The 17,691-nt window shown below is 65.6% G+C and carries 14 protein-coding genes; 6 read left to right on the top strand and 8 right to left on the bottom strand.

The window, feature by feature from the left end; genetic code table 11:
- Positions 1-11: 11 nt before the first annotated feature.
- Complete coding sequence (locus FHR21_RS07050) at positions 12-1,610, bottom strand: carboxyl transferase domain-containing protein (RefSeq protein ID WP_184096690.1); 1,599 nt, start codon at positions 1,608-1,610, stop codon at positions 12-14.
- Positions 1,611-1,754: 144 nt separating this feature from the next.
- Between FHR21_RS07050 and FHR21_RS07045 the strand changes: the two genes are divergently transcribed.
- A complete protein-coding gene (locus tag FHR21_RS07045) occupies positions 1,755-3,842 on the top strand; it encodes a M13 family metallopeptidase (RefSeq protein ID WP_184096687.1) in 2,088 nt (695 codons plus the stop codon).
- 22 nt (positions 3,843-3,864) lie between these two features.
- Here FHR21_RS07045 and FHR21_RS07040 read toward each other — a convergent pair whose 3' ends face one another.
- The 3 genes from FHR21_RS07040 to FHR21_RS07030 are packed head-to-tail and all read right to left on the bottom strand — an operon-like array spanning position 3,865 to position 5,665.
- Complete coding sequence (locus tag FHR21_RS07040; RefSeq protein WP_184096685.1) at positions 3,865-4,152, bottom strand: hypothetical protein; 288 nt, start codon at positions 4,150-4,152, stop codon at positions 3,865-3,867.
- A complete protein-coding gene (locus FHR21_RS07035) occupies positions 4,149-4,499 on the bottom strand; it encodes a hypothetical protein (RefSeq protein ID WP_184096683.1) in 351 nt (116 codons plus the stop codon). The genes FHR21_RS07040 and FHR21_RS07035 overlap by 4 nt, the downstream gene beginning before the upstream one ends.
- Positions 4,496-5,665: an isovaleryl-CoA dehydrogenase gene (locus tag FHR21_RS07030; protein WP_184097158.1), complete on the bottom strand. Its 1,170-nt coding sequence runs from the start codon at positions 5,663-5,665 to the stop codon at positions 4,496-4,498. Before FHR21_RS07030 ends, FHR21_RS07035 begins: the two co-directional genes overlap by 4 nt.
- 101 nt (positions 5,666-5,766) lie before the next feature.
- Here FHR21_RS07030 and FHR21_RS07025 point away from each other — a divergent pair, with 101 nt between their 5' ends.
- From FHR21_RS07025 to FHR21_RS07010, 4 genes are all read left to right on the top strand, one after another.
- Positions 5,767-6,672: a LysR family transcriptional regulator gene (locus FHR21_RS07025; protein ID WP_184096681.1), complete on the top strand. Its 906-nt coding sequence runs from the start codon at positions 5,767-5,769 to the stop codon at positions 6,670-6,672.
- Positions 6,673-6,844: 172 nt separating this feature from the next.
- On the top strand, positions 6,845-7,762 hold the full coding sequence (gene cysD, locus FHR21_RS07020; RefSeq protein WP_184096679.1) for a sulfate adenylyltransferase subunit CysD: 918 nt from the start codon (positions 6,845-6,847) through the stop codon (positions 7,760-7,762).
- Positions 7,763-7,889: 127 nt separating this feature from the next.
- Positions 7,890-9,791: a sulfate adenylyltransferase subunit CysN gene (gene cysN / locus FHR21_RS07015; RefSeq protein ID WP_184096677.1), complete on the top strand. Its 1,902-nt coding sequence runs from the start codon at positions 7,890-7,892 to the stop codon at positions 9,789-9,791.
- Between the two features lie 279 nt (positions 9,792-10,070).
- Complete coding sequence (locus FHR21_RS07010) at positions 10,071-11,201, top strand: zinc-binding dehydrogenase (RefSeq protein WP_184096675.1); 1,131 nt, start codon at positions 10,071-10,073, stop codon at positions 11,199-11,201.
- Between the two features lie 432 nt (positions 11,202-11,633).
- On the opposite strand, the gene FHR21_RS07005 is transcribed toward FHR21_RS07010, so the two are convergent.
- The 4 genes from FHR21_RS07005 to FHR21_RS06990 all read right to left on the bottom strand — a co-directional run bounded on the left by FHR21_RS07005 (position 11,634) and on the right by FHR21_RS06990 (position 15,832).
- Positions 11,634-12,788, bottom strand: coding sequence for a cell wall hydrolase (locus tag FHR21_RS07005; protein ID WP_184096673.1), 1,155 nt, complete (start codon positions 12,786-12,788; stop codon positions 11,634-11,636).
- An 8-nt stretch (positions 12,789-12,796) separates the two neighbouring features.
- Positions 12,797-13,717, bottom strand: coding sequence for a cysteine synthase A (gene cysK / locus FHR21_RS07000; protein ID WP_184096670.1), 921 nt, complete (start codon positions 13,715-13,717; stop codon positions 12,797-12,799).
- The gene (locus tag FHR21_RS06995; RefSeq protein ID WP_184096668.1) at positions 13,714-14,403 is read right to left on the bottom strand and encodes an RBBP9/YdeN family alpha/beta hydrolase; all 690 of its coding nucleotides are present in this window, start codon (positions 14,401-14,403) and stop codon (positions 13,714-13,716) included. The genes cysK and FHR21_RS06995 overlap by 4 nt, the downstream gene beginning before the upstream one ends.
- Before the next feature lie 124 nt (positions 14,404-14,527).
- Positions 14,528-15,832, bottom strand: coding sequence for an MFS transporter (locus FHR21_RS06990; protein ID WP_184096666.1), 1,305 nt, complete (start codon positions 15,830-15,832; stop codon positions 14,528-14,530).
- A gap of 128 nt (positions 15,833-15,960) precedes the next feature.
- Here FHR21_RS06990 and FHR21_RS06985 point away from each other — a divergent pair, with 128 nt between their 5' ends.
- Positions 15,961-17,682, top strand: coding sequence for a DUF885 domain-containing protein (locus FHR21_RS06985; RefSeq protein ID WP_184096664.1), 1,722 nt, complete (start codon positions 15,961-15,963; stop codon positions 17,680-17,682).
- The last annotated feature ends 9 nt before the right edge of the window (positions 17,683-17,691 follow it).

Below are 17,691 nucleotides of genomic sequence, written 5' to 3'. Positions count from 1 at the left end.
CGTCCGTCCCTTCACATCCTGAACACGCCGAAGCCGCGATCCTCGACCGGAGCGTTCAGCGTCGCGGCGAAGGCCAGCCCCAGCACGTCGCGCGTCTGCGCGGGGGCGATGATCCCGTCGTCCCACAGGCGCGCGGTGGCGTGATAGGGGTTGCCTTCATCCTCATAGGCCTGGCGGATCGGCGCCTTGAACGCTTCGGCCTCCTCCGGCGTCCATGTGTCGGCGTCGCGGTGGACGGTTGCCAGCACCGACGCCGCCTGCTCGCCGCCCATCACGCTGATCCGCGCATTGGGCCAGGTGAAGAGGAAGCGCGGGGAGTAAGCGCGTCCGCACATGCCGTAATTGCCCGCGCCGAAGCTGCCGCCGATCAGCACGGTGATCTTCGGCACCGTTGCCGTGGCGACCGCGGTCACCAGCTTCGCGCCATGCTTGGCGATCCCCTCGGCCTCATATTTGCCGCCGACCATGAAGCCGCTGATATTCTGGAGGAAGAGCAGGGGGATGCGCCGCTGCTGCGCCAGTTCGATGAAATGCGCGCCCTTGACCGCGCTTTCGCTGAACAACACGCCATTGTTCGCGAGGATCGCGACCGGGATGCCCCAGATATGCGCGAAGCCGCAGACAAGCGTCGCGCCATAGGCCGCCTTGAACTCGTGGAACTCGCTGCCGTCGACGATCCGCGCGATGACTTCGTGCACGTCATAGGGCGCGCGCACGTCCTGCGGGATGATGCCGTAGAGATCTTCGGCATTATATTTGGGCGGGCGCGGGTCCTTCATTGCCACCTCGAACCCGTTTTCGACGCCGAAGGTCGAAACGATGTCGCGGACGATCGTCAGGGCATGTTCGTCATTCTCGGCAAGATGGTCGACGACGCCCGATTTCCTGGCATGCAGGTCGCCGCCGCCGAGATCCTCGGCGCTGATCTCCTCGCCCGTCGCCGCCTTCACCAGCGGCGGGCCGGCGAGGAAGATCGTACCCTGATTACGGACGATCACCGTCTCGTCGCTCATCGCGGGAACATAGGCACCGCCCGCGGTGCAGCTTCCCATCACGCACGCGATCTGCGGGATGCGCTTCGCCGACATGTTGGCCTGATTGAAGAAGATGCGCCCGAAATGGTCGCGGTCGGGAAATACCTCGGCCTGATGCGGCAGGTTCGCGCCGCCGCTGTCGACGAGGTAGATGCAGGGCAGGCGGTTCGCCTCGGCGATCTCCTGCGCGCGAAGATGCTTCTTCACCGTCATCGGATAATAGGTGCCGCCCTTCACCGTCGCGTCGTTGCAGACGATCATCGCCTGCCGGCCCGACACGCGGCCGATTCCGGCGATCATCCCGGCGCCCGGAACCGCACCCTCATACATATCGCAGGCAGCAAGCTGACCGATCTCGAGAAAGGGTGAACCGGGGTCGAGCAGCCGCTCGACCCGCTCGCGTGGGAGCAGCTTGCCACGGCTGGTGTGTCGCTCGCGCGACTTCGCGTTACCGCCGAGCGCGGCTTCGGCGACCCGCGCGTACAACTCGTCCCTCAGCGCCCGGTTGTGCGCGGCATTGGCGTGAAAGCCCTCGCTTTCCGGCTGGATCATGGTTTGCAGGACCGGTGCGCTCACTGACGTCTCTCCTGTTGTTGGCTGCGGGTTAGACGGCCGCCTGTCGATTGAAAAGCGTCGCAGGCCGAAAATGGTTGGCATTGAAACCGGATCGTCACAGGCCTATTCCCCATCGCACAATTCCAGACATTGAGGTTCCTGCCCATGAAAAAAGCCGCTCTCATCGTCCTCCTGTCCGCCGCCACCGCGCTGGCCGGGCCCATCGCCTGCTCGAGCGGCAAGGACAAGTCGTCGGCCACCTATACTCTCGGCACCGAGCTCGGCATCAACAAGGCCGCGATGGACACGGGCGTGAAGCCGGGCAACGACTTCTATGCCTATGCGAACGGAAACTGGCAGAAGACGACGGAAATCCCGGCCGATCGTGCGTCGACCGGCGCTTTCTACACGGCCTTCCTCGAAACCGAGAAACGCAACCGCGAACTGATCGATTCGATCGTCAAGGGGCCGGTCGACAAGGGCAGCGACCAGGCCCGCATCGCCAATTTCTACAAGGCCTATATCGACACGAAGGCGATCGACGCAGCGGGCATGAAACCGGTGCAGGCGGACCTTGCGCGCTTCGATGCGATCGCCGACAAGACCGCGCTGTCGAAGGTGCTGGGCGAGCAGGTCCGCGCCGACGTCGATCCGCTCAATGCGACCGACTATCGCACCGAAAATCTTTTCGGCATCTTCGTGACGCAGGGTCTGGCGACGCCGGGCGAGGTGCTGCCCTATATGCTGCAAGGCGGCCTCGGTCTGCCCGAGCGCGAATATTATCTGTCGTCCGACCCGAAGATGGCGGGCATCCGCGACGATTATAAGGCCTATATCGCCAAGCTGCTGACCGCTGCGGGCATCGCCGATGCCGATGCGAAGGCGGCGCGCGTCTATGACCTCGAAATGAAGATCGCCAAGGCGCACGCGACGCGCGAAGAGAGCGAGGATTTCACCAAATCCGCGACGGTCTGGGCCAGGGACGACTTTGCGAAGAAGGCGCCGGGCATCGACTGGCCGGCCTTCTTCGCGGCGGCGCAGCTCGACGGCGCGTCGAAGGTCGCGGCCTATCATCCGGGCGCGATCACCGGCCTGTCGGCGCTCGTCGCGTCGCAGCCGCTCGACACCTGGAAGGACTGGCTGACCTTCCACCAGATCAACAGCCATGCCGACGTGCTGCCGAGCGCGATCGACAACGCCCATTTCGCTTTCTATGGCACGCGGCTTGCGGGCACGCCGCAGCAGCGCAGCCGTGACAAGCGGGCGCTCGCGGCGCTCGACACCTATCTCGGCGACGCGGTGGGCCGCGCCTATGCCGAGAAATATTTCCCCGCCTCGGCCAAGGCCGAGGTCAGCGACATGGTCGACGGGATCAAGGCGGCCTTTGCCAAGCGCGTCAACACGATCGACTGGATGGCGCCCGAAACCAAGAAGGAAGCGCTGAAGAAGGTCGAGACCATCGTCGTCGGCGTCGGCTATCCGGAGACGTGGCGCGACTATGGGAGCTACAGCGTCGCCGCCAACAGCGCCTATGCGAACGAGATCGCGGGGCAGAAGGCCGAATATGCGCACCAGCTTGCCAAGATCGGCAAGCCGATGGACCGTGCCGAGTGGTGGATGACGCCGCAGACCGTCAACGCGGTCAATCTGCCGGTGCAGAATGCGCTTAACTTCCCGGCTGCGATCCTGCAGCCGCCCTTCTTCAATCCTCAGGCCGATCCCGCCTATAATTACGGCGCGATCGGGGCGGTCATCGGTCACGAGATCAGCCACAGCTTCGACAATAACGGCGCGGCGTTCGATTCGACCGGTGCGCTGCGCAACTGGTGGACTGCGGCGGATCTCAAGAAGTTCGAGGAAGCGGGGACGGCGCTTGCCGACCAGTTTGACCAGTATAAGCCTTTCCCGGACCTCGCGGTGAACGGCAAGCTGACGCTGGGGGAGAATATCGCCGACGTCGCAGGGCTTCAGGCGGCCTATGACGCCTATCGCGCGTCGCTGGGCGGCAAGGAGGCGCCGGTAATCGACGGCTTCACGGGCGACCAGCGTTTCTTCATTGCTTATGCCCAGACCTGGGCGACGAAGACGCGCGACGCGGCGCTGCGCCAGCAGGTTGCGACCGACGGCCACGCGCCGGGCATGTACCGGGCGCTGACGGTGCGTAACCTCGATGCGTGGTACAAGGCGTTCGACGTCAAGGAAGGCGACGCGCTCTACCTGCCACCCGAAAAGCGCGTTCGCGTCTGGGGTTGATCCACGGAGCATGGCGGGGCGGTCAGTCCGTCCCGCCGTCGCCGGGCGCCGCCGGCGGCTTTTCCTTCAGGATCAGGTAGCGATAGACGCCGACGCAGTTGATGATCAGCAGCGCGATATTCTGCCATCCGATGCCTTCGCTGTCGGACTGGAGGAAGCCCCATGCGATCAGCGCGATGCTGCTGGTGACGAAGATCACGAACGCCCAGCCGGTCCAGCGCCGCCCGAGGTTCAGCGAGACGAGCAGCGCCGCCAGCGTCGCGGCGCCGGCGCCATAATATTGCAGCGCGTCGAGCAGCGTGTCACTCATGAGCCGGCCCCGATCAGCGCGAACAGGCCCGCCGCGCTCAGCACCGGCCAGGCGATGTGGCGCCCCCGCGTATAGGCCGCGTTGAACAGGCCGGTTGCGAGCCAGGCGCCGCCGATCACGGCGATCAGCGGCTTCGGCGTTCCCGGCCAGGCAACCGCGGCGGCCGAGACCAGCATCAGCACGGACGTCGCATGCCAGGCGAAACGCAGGATGCTGCGAACCAAGGCGTCGCCCAGCACGCCCTCGCGCATCTGCAGCAACGGCACGATCAGTCGCCGCGTCCCGAGGACCGAATGCACGAAGGCGGCGGTCGTCATCGCTCCGGCCGACAGCCAGAGCCAGATCACGCGCCGGCGCCGATCAACTCGCGCCCGATCAGCATCCGGCGGATCTCGTTCGTCCCCGCGCCGATGTCGAGCAGCTTGGCGTCGCGCCAGTAACGCTCGACCGGCCAGTCCTTCGTGTAACCCGCGCCACCGAGCGCCTGGATCGCCTCGCCCGCGACCTTCACCGCGCTCTCGCTTGCGAGCAGGATCGCGCCCGCGGCGTCGAAGCGCGTCGTCCGCCCCGCGTCGCAAGCCTTGGCGACATTATAGACATAGGATCGCGCCGACTGCAGCGCGACATACATGTCGGCGACCTTCGCCTGCATGAGTTGGAACGAGCCGATCGGCTTGCCGAACTGCTTGCGCTCGCGGACATAGGGAATGACGGTATCGAGGCAGGCCTGCATGATGCCGAGTTGAAGCCCCGCGAGGACGACGCGCTCATAATCGAGCCCCGACATCAGCACGCCGACGCCGCCATTCTCCGGACCCATGATCTGTTCCTCGCCGACTTCGCAGTCGGTGAACACGAGCTCGGCGGTGGGTGAGCCGCGCATCCCCACCTTGTCGATCTTTTGCCCGATGGCGAAACCCGGCATGTCCTTCTCGATCAGGAAGGCGGTGATGCCGCGCGATCCCGCTTCGGGGCTGGTCTTGGCATAGACGACCAGCGTGTCGGCATGGCTCGCGTTGGTGATCCAGAATTTCGTGCCGTTGAGGACGTAGCCGCCCTGTACCTTCTCGGCCTTCAGCTTCATCGACACGACGTCGCTGCCCGCGCCGGCTTCGGACATGGCGAGGCTGCCGACATGCTCGCCGCTGATCAGTTTCGGGAGATATTTCGCCTTCTGCTCTTCATTGCCCCAGCGGCGGATCTGGTTGACGCACAGGTTCGAGTGCGCACCATAGCTGAGGCCGATCGCGCCCGAAGCTCGCGACACTTCCTCGACCGCGATGACATGTTCCAGATAGCCGAGCCCGAGTCCGCCCCATTGCTCCTCGACCGTGATGCCGTGGAGGCCGAGTTCGCCCATTGCCGTCCACAATTCATCGCGCGGAAACCAGTCCTCGCGGTCGGCGCGGTCGGCGAGCGGAGCGATCTTTTCGTCGGCGAAGCGAGCGGTGGTCTCGCGGATCATATCGGCGGTTTCGCCGAGCGCGAAATCGAAATCGGGGGTGGCGCGCATGGTCAGCCTTTCGGTCGAGGCGGCAAGGATGCCGCACTCATGCCCGAAAGTCGAACCATATGAAAATTGAAATCCCATGCGACAAGACATAAGAAAAATTTATGATAAAGCGATCGCACATCCGCCAGTTCCTCGCCGTCGTCGACGCCGGCAGCTTCACCCAGGCGGCCCAGCATATCCGCGTGACCCAGCCCGCGCTGTCGATCGGCGTGGCCGAGCTCGAGCGGCAGGTCGGGGCGCCGCTCTTCATCCGCAGCCGACGCCAGATCCGGCTGACCGAGGCGGGCGGCCGCTTTCTCCTCATCGCGCGCGATCTGGAACGCGGTTTCCGCGCCGCCGACGGCTTCGGGCGCCAGACGGAAACGATGGTGCCCCTGTTGCGGATCGGTGTGATCCGGTCCGCGCCGGGGGAGTTCCTGCAGCGGCTCGTGGCCGAATTCGCCCGGAGCTTTTCGATCGAGATCGTCGAGGGCAGCGATGCCGAACTGCGCGCGGCGCTCGCCGGCGGACGCATCCAGGCGGCGCTCGTCCCGCTCCGGGCGGGAGAGGGCGGGGCGCAGTCGGCGATGGCGCTTTACGAAGAGCCGCTGGTGATGCTGGTGTCCGACAGTCATGCTCTGGCCGGGCGCGGCGAGGTCACGCCCGAGGAACTGGCCCCCGAAACGATGATCGCACGCCGCTCGTGCGAATGGCTCGACGCGACGAGCCGCTTCTTCACGCGCCATCGGGTCCGGCCGCGCTTTTCGCTGCGCAGCGACAGCGACGACCGCTGCCTCCGCATGGTGGCGGCGGGGATCGGTATCACCACCGCCCCGCTGTCGCTGGCTATCGAGGGGACGGTGCCGCTCCGTATTGCCGGATATGATTTCCGGCGCGAACTGGGATTGCTGCTCGCGCCCGACTGGATGGCGCTTCCCGATATCGTGGATCGTCTGGCCGCGCGGCTACCGGCGATCGAGGCGCTCGCGCGCGACTGGCACCACGCAAGGGTCGAACGGGCCGCGTGACGCTGCAAGCCTGTCTTGGCCGGGGGAAAGGCCATAGTGTTTGCGTCGCCCGGCATGGCATTGCAAGGCGATACGGTCGGGACCGTCGAGGGCTGCCGGGTTCCCATTTGGGAATTCTGCCCGCCGCGCAAGCGGCTATAGCGGCGGTGTCGTGGACAGAAAGGACCAAAACGTGCCGTTCCCTGCTTCGGCGGAATTGACTCATCTGGACCGGCTGGAGGCCGAGAGCATCCACATCATGCGTGAGGTGATGGCGGATGCGGCGCATCCGGTGATGCTCTATTCGGTGGGCAAGGACAGCGCGGTGATGCTGCATCTGGCGCGCAAGGCCTTTTATCCGTCGCCGCCGCCCTTTCCGCTGCTGCATGTCGACACGACATGGAAGTTCCGGGCGATGTACGAACTGCGCGACCGGATGGCCGCGGAGAGCGGGATGGACCTGATCGTCTATCAGAACCCCGAGGCGAAGGCGCGGGGCATCAACCCATTCGACCATGGCCCCTTGCACACCGACATGTGGAAGACCGAGGGACTGAAGCAGGCGCTCGACCTCCACGGCTTCGATGTCGCCTTCGGCGGCGCGCGGCGCGACGAGGAGAAGAGCCGGGCGAAGGAGCGCATCTTCTCCTTCCGCACCGCAAGCCACGGCTGGGATCCCAAGCAGCAGCGGCCCGAGCTGTGGAACCTCTACAACGCCCGGAAAGCCAAGGGCGAGAGCATCCGCGTCTTCCCGATCAGTAACTGGACCGAACTCGACATCTGGCAATATATCGCACGCGAGCAGATCCCCATCGTGCCGCTCTATTTCGCGGCGCCGCGTCCGACGGTGGAGCGCGACGGGCTGCTGCTGATGGTCGACGACGACCGCTTCCCGCTGCGCCCCGGCGAGGTGCCGGTGGAGCGCTCGATCCGCTTCCGCACGCTGGGCTGCTACCCGCTTACCGGTGCGGTGGAGAGCGAGGCGGCGACGCTGCCCGAAGTGATCCAGGAGATGCTGCTGACCACGACGTCGGAGCGGCAGGGCCGGGCGATCGACAAGGACGGCGGCGACGCGTCGATGGAGAAGAAGAAGCAGGAGGGGTATTTCTGATGGCCCTGCGCTGCCTTCCTTTTTCCGTTCGCCCTGAGCTTGTCGAAGGGCCGCTCTTTCTTTCAGAAGAAAAGAACAGGGCTTCGATAAGCTCAGCCCGAACGGCATTTGTGTGCGGAACTAGCCAATGACCGACCCTGTTTATGTCACCGACGCGTTGATCGCCGAGGATATCGAGGCCTATCTCGCGCGGCACGAGCAGAAATCGCTGCTGCGGTTCATCACCTGCGGCTCGGTCGACGACGGCAAGTCGACGCTGATCGGGCGGCTGCTCTATGACAGCAAAATGATCTTCGAGGATCAGCTTGCGGCGCTCGAGGCCGACAGCAGGCGCGTCGGGACGCAGGGGCAGGAGATCGACTTTGCGCTGCTCGTCGACGGCCTTGCCGCCGAGCGCGAGCAGGGGATCACGATCGACGTCGCCTATCGCTTCTTCACGACCGAGAAGCGCAAGTTCATCGTCGCCGACACGCCGGGGCACGAACAGTACACGCGCAACATGGTGACCGGCGCGTCGACCGCCGATCTTGCGGTGATCCTGATCGATGCGCGCAAGGGCGTGCTGACCCAGACGCGCCGCCACAGCTTCCTCGCGCATCTGCTCGGTATCAGGCATATCGTGCTCGCGGTGAACAAGATGGACCTCGTCGGGTACGACAAGGGCGTTTTCGACCGCATTACCCTTGCTTACCGCGCCTTTGCGAGCGAGATCGGCATCACGAATTTCACCGCGATCCCGATTTCGGGGTTCAAGGGCGACAATATCGCCGCGGCGTCGGCCAACACGCCCTGGTACAAGGGGCCGGCGCTGATCGAGCATCTGGAAGGTGTCGAAGTTGCCGCGCAACGTGAGGTCGAAAAAGAATTTCGTATGCCGGTTCAATGGGTTAACCGGCCAAACCTTGATTTCAGGGGATTTTCCGGGCTGATCGCGGGCGGGCGCGTCCGGCCCGGCGACGCGGTGCGCGTCCTGCCGAGCGGCAAGACGACCCGGGTCGGGCGGATCGTGACGCTGGACGGCGATCTGGACGAGGCCGCCGCCGGCCAGTCGGTGACGCTGACGCTGACCGACGAGATCGACTGTTCGCGCGGCGATGTCATCGCTGCCGCCGACGCGCCGCCCGAAGTTGCCGACCAGTTCGAGGCGACGCTCGTCTGGATGGCCGACGAGGCGATGATTCCGGGCCGCGCCTATTGGCTGAAGCTGGGCACCCAGTCGGTGTCGGCGACGGTGCAGGCGCCCAAATATGAGATCAACGTCAACACGCTCGACCATCTGGCGACCAAGACGCTGGACCTGAACGGCATCGGCGTGGTCGAGGTTTCGACCGACAAGCCGATCGTGTTCGAGGCCTATGCCGACAACCGCGCGCTCGGCGGCTTCATCCTGATCGACAAGCTGACCAACGCGACCGTTGCGGCGGGGATGCTGCACTTCAGCCTGCGCCGCGCGCAGAATGTCCATTGGCAGGCGACCGACATCGACCGCGACATGCGGGCGGACATGAAGAACCAGCGGCCCGCGCTGCTGTGGTTCACCGGGCTTTCAGGGTCGGGCAAGTCGACGATCGCCAATCTGGTCGAGAAGAAGCTGCACCGGATGAACCGCCACAGCTTCCTGCTCGACGGCGACAATGTCCGCCACGGGCTCAACCGCGATCTGGGCTTCACCGAGGCCGACCGGATCGAGAACATCCGCCGCGTCGGCGAGGTGGCAAAGCTGATGAGCGATGCCGGCCTGATCGTCATCACCGCCTTCATCTCGCCGTTCAGGGCCGAGCGCGAGATGGTGCGCGCGATGCTGCCCGAGGGCGAGTTCCTGGAAATCTTCATCGACACCCCGCTCGAGGAAGCCGAGAAGCGCGACGTCAAGGGGCTCTACAAGAAGGCGCGCGCCGGGCAGCTCAAGAATTTCACCGGCATCGACAGCCCCTATGAGGCGCCCGAGAACCCCGAAATCCGCATCGACACCACCGCGATGACGCCCGAACAGGCCGCCGATGCGATCATCGACCGGCTGTTGGGGTAGAGAGGCTTGCGTTCGTCATTCGGGCGGAGACGGGGATCCGCGTCCTTCCCGTCCCCCATGTCACCCTAAACTCGTTCGGCGATTATCTCCGCGACAGCCCGTAATTCCCCCTTCGTCATTGCGAGCAGCGGTGCGACGAAGCAATCTCCAGCCATCGACAAGGCAGGACGACTGCTGGAGATTGCTTCGCTCCGCTCGCAATGACCGCCCCCCCATTGCCACACCGCCGTGGCTCGCCTAGTCCGTTGCATCGAGAAACCGAATAACGGGAGATGCGCGATGACCGACCTGCCTGACACCAATTTGACCATGCTGACCCTCGCCAAGCCCGAGGGCGAGCTGGAAGTGTCGTTCGAACGCCGACCCATGCCCGACCCCGCGCCGCACGAGGTGCTGGTCCGGATATTGGCGACCCCGATCAACCCTTCGGACCTGGGTCTGCTGTTCGGGGCGGCCGACATGACGAGCGCGCGCGCCGCGACGCGCGACGGGCTGCCGGTGGTCACCGCCGACATTCCCGCGCCGGGCATGCGCGCGATGGCGGGCCGCGTCGGCGAGGCGCTGGCGATCGGCAACGAAGCGTGCGGCGAGGTGGTGAAGGCGGGGTCGTCGCCCGAGGCGCAGGCGCTGCTCGGCAAGACGGTCGCGCTGATCGGCGGCGAGATGTATGCCGAGTATCGCTGTCTGCCGGCACAGATGTGCATGGAACTGCCGGGCGGCACCGACCCGAAGGACGGGGCATCCTGTTTCGTCAACCCGCTGACCAGCCTCGCCTTCACCGAGACGATGCGGATGGAGGGGCATAGCGCCATCGTCCATACCGCGGCGGCGTCGAACCTTGGGCAGATGCTGGTGAAGATCTGCGCCAAGGATGGCATCCCGCTCGTCAACATCGTGCGCAGCGAAGCGCAGGTGGAAATATTGAAGGGGCTGGGCGCCGCGCATGTCGTCAACAGCAGCGACGCCGATTTCCTCGACCGGCTGACCGCCGCGATCGTCGAGACCGGCGCGACGATCGGCTTCGACGCGATCGGCGGCGGCAAGCTGGCGAGCCAGATTCTCGCCTGCATGGAGGCGGCGGCGGTCCAGCGGATGACGACCTACAGCCGCTATGGCTCGGACTCGTTCAAGCAGGTCTATATCTATGGCGCGCTCGACGTGGGGCCGACGGTGCTGAACCGCAGCTTCGGTTTTTCCTGGTCGCTGTCGGGCTTCCTGCTGACGCCTTTCATGCAGAAGGCGGGGCCGGAGGTCGTGGGGCGGATGCGCCAGCGCGTCGTCGATGAGCTGACGACGACCTTCAAGAGCCATTACAGCCACGAAATCTCGCTGACCGACGCGCTGTCGCTTGAAACGATCGCGAACTACAATGCCAAGCGGACGGGAGAGAAATATCTGATCCGGCCATAGGCGGAGGGGGCCGTCGGGAGCGATCGGTTGCGGACATATGCCATGTGATCCCCGGCCGAAGGCCGGGGTCCGGAGTGCGACTGCATAGCGCCGGCTCTCCGACGCCCTGGACCCCGGCTTTCGCCGGGGATCACGAGAGGATTTCCGATAGAAACGCCATTCTTCTTTCATCGTCACCCCGGACTTGATCCGGGGTCCCGCTGGATGGCGAAACCAGTCGATGCCTTGAAAAAGCGGGATCCCGGATCAAGTCCGGCATGGCGAATGTCAGGACGCGGCCGGTTGACGACGATCGGCATTTCATAACTTGTCATTCCCGCGGAAGCGGGAACCCAGAGCGTGCGTCGGCTGACCCCACTCTGGGTTCCCGCTTTCGCGGGAATGACAAAGGTGGGGGATGGCCGCTTACCGCTCCGAAACGGTCGCTCGCTTTTACCGCTTCATGCACTGGCGCGTGTCGTCGCGCTGATATTCGGCGCAGTTCCACAGCGCCTTTTCGAATCCGGCCTTGTCGTCGCGCAGATAGGAAAAGGTCATCGCCGCGCGCTGGGTCGCGCTCATTGCGTCGCCCTCGGGCTTCAGCACCGGGTTGGTCCAGCCCATCAGCTTGCAATATTCGCGTTCCCCGCACAGCCGCAGGGCGAGGGTGACGAAGCTTTCGGGCGGCGCCCGGCGGTCGAGCTGGATATAGATGCTGTCGCGCGGCGCGTCGCTCGCGTCGCTCTGGCCGGAGACGATGCGCGGCTCGCCGACCCCGGCATCGGTGTCGACGCCGGCCAGTTCGATCGGCGGGCCGCCGGCGTGGGCGAGCGAGATCGCCGCCAGCGGCGCTTCGACCGGGTCGCGGCCGAGCACCGCGCCGCGGAAGGCGCCGGGCGTGCCCCAATAGCCTGGCCAGCGGAAGAAGAGATGGGTGTCGACGATCGCGATCTTTTCGAGGCTGTCGCTCCAATAAGGGCGCACCCAGTCGGTATGATAATGGGTGGCGAGGCCCACCGCCGGATCGACGAGGCCGGCGAGCATCATGCCGGCATTGTCCTGCGCCCGCTTCCACGCTGCGTCCGAATAGCGGCGCGCGAGCGCGCCGTCGCAGGTGAAGGTGAACTGGCAGCCGGTCGCGCGGTCCGACCCCTGAAAGACCACCTCGCAGATGCTCTTCGGGAAAGCGGGATGGCGGACGCGGTTGATGACGACCTGCCCGACCGCAAGCTGGCCTTTGCTGTCGTCGCCCGCTTCGTAAAGCATCGCCGCCGCCATGCAGTCGCGGGCGCGGGCGCGATTGCCGGGGTCGCCCGGATAGACGAAGGGACGGGCCGGCTTGAAATCCTTGGCGATCAGCGGGACGCGCGCATTGGCGGTCCGCGCATCCTCGACCGTGACCGGCGCCAGCTCCATCGGCGCGACCTCGGGAACCACCTCTGCCGGCGGCGCGACCGGATGCTGCCGGCTCCGCGCATCCTTGCCGCCGCTACCGGGCGCGCTTGCGTAGAGCACGCCGGCGATCGCTGCCAATGCCAGCAGCGCGAACAGCCAACCCGATCCTTCGCGCCACAGGGGCAACGTCGCTGGCGCCTCGTCCGGACGCATGGCGGGAATCAGATCTCCGGCAGGAAATCGGGCACCGACAGATAGCGTTCGCCGGTATCGTAGTTGAAGCCGAGGATACGGCTGCCCTGCGGCAGGTCGGGCAGCTTCTGCGCGATTGCGGCAAGCGTCGCGCCCGACGAGATGCCGACCAGCATGCCCTCCTCGCTGGCCGAGCGTAGCGCCATCGCCTTCGATTCGGGCGCGTCGACGGTGATGACCCCGTCGAGCAGTTCGGTGTGCAGGTTGCGCGGGATAAAGCCGGCGCCAAGGCCCTGGATCGGGTGCGGCCCCGGCTGCCCGCCCGAAATGACGGGCGAGGAGACGGGCTCGACCGCATAGACCTTCAGATTGGGCCAATGCTGCTTCAGCAACTGGGCGCAGCCGGTGATGTGCCCGCCGGTGCCGACGCCGGTTATCAGCACGTCGATCGGGCTGTCCTTGAAATCGGCGAGAATTTCCGCCGCGGTGGTGTGCAAGTGGACGTCGACATTGGCGTCATTCTCGAACTGCTGCGGCATCCAGGCGCCGGGCGTGGTCTCGACCAGTTCGATCGCGCGCTCGATCGCGCCCTTCATGCCCTTTTCGCGCGGCGTCAGGTCGAAGGTCGCGCCATAGGCAAGCATCAGCCGCCGCCGCTCGACCGACATGCTTTCGGGCATGACCAGGATCAGCTTGTAACCCTTGACCGCGGCGGCCATCGCCAGACCGATGCCGGTGTTGCCCGACGTCGGCTCGACGATGGTGCCGCCGGCCTTCAGCAGGCCGTCGCGCTCGGCCGCCTCGATCATCGCGAGGCCGATTCGATCCTTGATCGATCCACCGGGGTTGCTGCGTTCCGACTTGATCCACACCTCCGCGTCGGGGAACAGCCGCGCGACGCGGATATGCGGGGTATGGCCGATGGTCTCGAGGATCGAATTGGCTTTCATCGTCGCTGTACACCTTCTTGATAGTCGGACCGGGCTTGATAGCCGAACCGGGGATCGCGCCGCGCAAACCGGTGCGGCCAGTCGCCCGATCGCGCCCAGAGCCGTTCGTTCGCGAGCGCCGGGGGCGGCGCGGGTTGTAACGAGGCGAGCAGATACTGTCCATAAGGCCAGTCGCCGAGCGCGGAGTCCGCATTGATATGGCCGAAGGGTCCGGCATTGACGAAGCGCGCGCCCCACTGGCGCGACAGGCGCCAGACGTGGGCGGTGGCGGCGTAGGGATCATTCTCGCTCGCCACGGCGATGAAGGTCTGGCGCGGCATCAGCATCGGTGCGGCGGTGAAGCTCTTCAGCCGCCCGCGTTCGGGAAGCCGCGCCAGATCGGGCGGCGCGACGAGCAGCGCGCCCGCGATCCTCGCCCGCGCAATGCCGCCCGCCTGCGCGAACCAGTGCGCGAAGGCATGGCAGCCGAGGCTGTGCGCGGCGACCAGCACCGGTGCGCTTTCGGCGTCGATCGCGTCGGCGATGCGCGCGACCCATTCGCCTTGGTCGGGATCGTCCCACGCGCCGAGATCGACTCGCTCGCTGTCGGGGAATTTCCGTTCCCACAGGCTTTGCCAATGGGTCGGGCCGCTGTTGTGAAGGCCCGGAATCGTCAGGATTTTATGATGGATGCTGGAAGCATGCATGGCGGTCGCTCCATATCGGAATGAAGAGGAAACCGCGGTGACGGGTAGGGGAGATATAATTCAACTAAAAAAATTGACAATAGAATTCAGGCGAACGGAAGCGAACGCGCGGCGAGCCGATGGCCTATTGGAATTGCGGCTCGAAGGTTCGTGCGCGGCGCAGTTCGGGAAACAGCCACGACCAGAGCGCGGTCACGCCGACCGCCGCCGCGCCGCCGATCACCACCGCGCCGATCGGGCCGAGCACGGCCGCCATGGCGCCGGCGCGCATCTCGCCGAGCTCGTTCGAGGCCGACACGGCCAGACCCGACGCCGCGCTGACGCGGCCGCGCATATGGTCGGGCGTGTTGAGCTGGATCAGCGTCCCGCGCACGAAGACCGAGAACATGTCCGCCGCGCCCATCACGACGAGCAGCGCGAGCGACAGGGCGAAGCTGTTCGAAAGGCCGAAGCCGACGGTGACGGCGCCGAAGACCGCCACCGCCCACAGCATCTTGACCCCGACGTTGCGCTCGATCGGACGGATGGCGAGGCCGAGCGCGACGAGCGCCGCGCCGACCGCCGGGGCGGCGCGCAGGAAGCCGAGCCCCTCTGACCCGACGTGCAGGATATCGCGCGCATAGACGGGCAGCATCGCCGTCGCGCCCGCGAGCAGCACCGCGAACAGGTCGAGGGTGATGGTGCCGAGCAGGAAGCGCTCGGTCCAGACGAAATGCAGCCCGTCGATCATCTCGCGCAGCGGGTGTCGCCGGACCTCGGGCGGTGGCGGCTGGACCGGGCGGACGCGGCTGAGGGTGAAGGCCGATACCGCGAGCGAGGCGACCGCGAAAACATAGACCGAGGTCGGGTGCGCGGCATAGATCAGCCCGCCGGCAGCGGGACCGATCACCGACGCCGACTGCCAGGCGATGCTGCTCATCGCGATCGCGCGCGGCAGCACGGCGGGCGGCACGATATTGGGCGCGATCGCGCTCATCGCCGGGCCGGAGAAGACGCGTGCGACGCCGTGCAGCGCCGCGAGGCCGAACAGCAGCGGCAGCGTCAGCCCGCCGATCCAGGTGAACCAGCCGAGCATCGCGGCGATGCTGATGTCGATGAGGTTGGAGAAGATCGCGACGCTCCGCCGCTCGAAGCGGTCGGCCGCCCAGCCGGCGATCGGCGTCAGCACCGCGAGCGGCACGAACTGGACGAGGCCGAGCAGCCCGAGCTGGAACGACGCCTCGCGAATCGTCATGCCATAGTCGCTGCGCGCCGTGTCGTAGAGCTGATAGCCGATCACCACGACCATCGCGATCGTCGCCATCACCGCGGTGAAGCGCGCGACCCAATAATAGCGATAGTCGGTGAAAGCGAGCGGGGAAGGCGCGCTGGACGGAGTGTCGGGCGGCAGCACGGGGTCGACGGAAGGGGGAGGGGGAATGGTCGCCATCGCGGCTTCGCCTTAACGGCTTTTTTGCGCCGCACCAGAGGCGAATGGCCTGCCGTTCGTCGATTATCGGATGCGGCGGGGCGGGCGGGATGGCAGAACCCGGCCATCGAACAGAGGGAGAGAATGGGATGACAGGCAAATTCGCCCGCTTCGGCGGGGCCGCGCTGGCGAGCGCCTTGCTGGTGCTGACGGCGTGCAATGCCAGCGGCAACAAATCGGCAAGCGCGCCGGGCGCCGAAACGTGGAGCGAATTCCGCGACGATTTCCTCGACGGCTATTTTCCGCTCAATCCCACCTTTGCCGTCTATCAGGGCAAGCATGAATTCGATGGCCAGCTTCCCGACTGGTCGCCCGAGGGGATCGAAAAGCAGGCAGCATTCCTGGAGAAGACGATCGCCGACGCCAAAGCCTTCGACGGCGCCATGACCGACCGCGAGCGGTTCGAGCGCGACTATCTGGTCCATGTCGCCCAAGGGCAGCTCTTCTTCCTGCGCGATACCGATTTCGCGGAGAAGAACCCCGCTTTCTATGTCGGCGCGCTCGACCCCAACGTCTATATCGCGCGGCCCTATGCCGACCCCGCGACGCGGATGAAGGCCTTCATCGCCTATGCCGAAAAGATCCCGGCGGTCGCCGCGCAGATCAAGGCCAACCTCAAGCTGCCGCTGCCGGCGACCTATGTGAAATTCGGTACCGCCGGTTTCGGCGGTTTCGCGGACTATTATACCGGCGATGCCAAGGCCGCCTTCGCCGAGGTCAAGGACGAGGCGCTGCAGAAGCGGTTCGACGAGGTCGCGGGCGAGGCTGCTGCGGCGATGAAGGATCTGGCGACCTATGTCGGCTCGCAGCCCGGCACCACCGGCGGCTATGCCCTTGGCGCCGATAAATTTTCGAAGATGCTGCTGACCAACGAAGGCGTCGACACGCCGCTCGACGAACTGGAGCGCATCGGCGAGGCCGACCTCAAGCGCAATCAGGACGCGCTCAAGGCCGCCTGCGCGACCTATGCCGCGGGGGCGACCATCGCCGACTGCATGAAGAAGATGAACGCCGACAAGCCGGCCGACGGCCCCGTCGCCGAGGCGCGGCGCCAGCTTCCCGAACTGCGCGCCTTCCTGGTTGAGAAGGATCTGGTGTCGATTCCCGGCACCGAACAGGCACAGGTCGAGGAATCTCCCCCCTATAACCGGCAGAACAGCGCCTATATCGACATTCCCGGGCCCTATGAGAAGGGCCTGCCTTCGGTCTATTACATCTCGCCGCCCGACCCGAGCTGGGACAAGGCGACGCAGGATGCGTTCGTGCCGGGCAAGAAGGACTTGCTGTTCACCTCGGTGCATGAGGTGTGGCCCGGGCATTTCCTGAATTTCCTCCACTCGAACCGCGCGGATAGCATTTTCGGCAAGCTGTTCGTCGGCTATGCCTTTGCCGAGGGCTGGGCGCATTATGTCGAGGAAATGATGTGGGATGCGGGGCTGGGCAACGGCGATCCCGAAACGCATATCGGCCAGCTATCGAACGCGCTGCTGCGCAATTGCCGCTTTCTGTCCGCGATCGGCCTGCACACCAAGGGCATGACCGTCGCCGAGAGCGAAAAGATGTTCAAGGACCAATGCTGGCAGGACGAGGGCAATGCCCGGCAGCAGGCGGCGCGCGGTACCTATGATCCGCTCTATCTCAACTATACGCTGGGCAAGCTGATGATCCGCAAGCTGCGCGACGACTGGACCGGGGGCGACCGGACGAAGTGGAAGGCCTTCCACGACGAATTCCTGTCCTATGGCGGCCCCCCGATCCCGATGGTGCGCCAGGCGATGATGAAGGAGGACGCGCCGCACGCGGTCTTCTGAAGAAGAGGG

The sequence above is a fragment of the Sphingopyxis panaciterrulae genome (assembly GCF_014199295.1).
In the GTDB taxonomy this organism is placed as follows: domain Bacteria; phylum Pseudomonadota; class Alphaproteobacteria; order Sphingomonadales; family Sphingomonadaceae; genus Sphingopyxis; species Sphingopyxis panaciterrulae.
The sequence above is the reverse complement of the archived record's forward strand: the minus strand, read 5'-3'. Positions and strand labels throughout refer to the sequence as shown.

Coding starts and splice junctions, on each gene's coding strand:
- FHR21_RS07045 (WP_184096687.1), top strand. CDS start 1,755: ATGAAAAAAGCCGCTCTCATCGTCCTCCTGTCCGCCGCCACCGCGCTG.
- FHR21_RS07040 (WP_184096685.1), bottom strand. CDS start 4,152: ATGAGTGACACGCTGCTCGACGCGCTGCAATATTATGGCGCCGGCGCC.
- FHR21_RS07030 (WP_184097158.1), bottom strand. CDS start 5,665: ATGCGCGCCACCCCCGATTTCGATTTCGCGCTCGGCGAAACCGCCGAT.
- FHR21_RS07025 (WP_184096681.1), top strand. CDS start 5,767: ATGATAAAGCGATCGCACATCCGCCAGTTCCTCGCCGTCGTCGACGCC.
- cysN (WP_184096677.1), top strand. CDS start 7,890: ATGACCGACCCTGTTTATGTCACCGACGCGTTGATCGCCGAGGATATC.
- FHR21_RS07010 (WP_184096675.1), top strand. CDS start 10,071: ATGACCGACCTGCCTGACACCAATTTGACCATGCTGACCCTCGCCAAG.
- FHR21_RS07005 (WP_184096673.1), bottom strand. CDS start 12,788: ATGCGTCCGGACGAGGCGCCAGCGACGTTGCCCCTGTGGCGCGAAGGA.
- cysK (WP_184096670.1), bottom strand. CDS start 13,717: ATGAAAGCCAATTCGATCCTCGAGACCATCGGCCATACCCCGCATATC.
- FHR21_RS06995 (WP_184096668.1), bottom strand. CDS start 14,403: ATGCATGCTTCCAGCATCCATCATAAAATCCTGACGATTCCGGGCCTT.
- FHR21_RS06990 (WP_184096666.1), bottom strand. CDS start 15,832: ATGGCGACCATTCCCCCTCCCCCTTCCGTCGACCCCGTGCTGCCGCCC.
- FHR21_RS06985 (WP_184096664.1), top strand. CDS start 15,961: ATGACAGGCAAATTCGCCCGCTTCGGCGGGGCCGCGCTGGCGAGCGCC.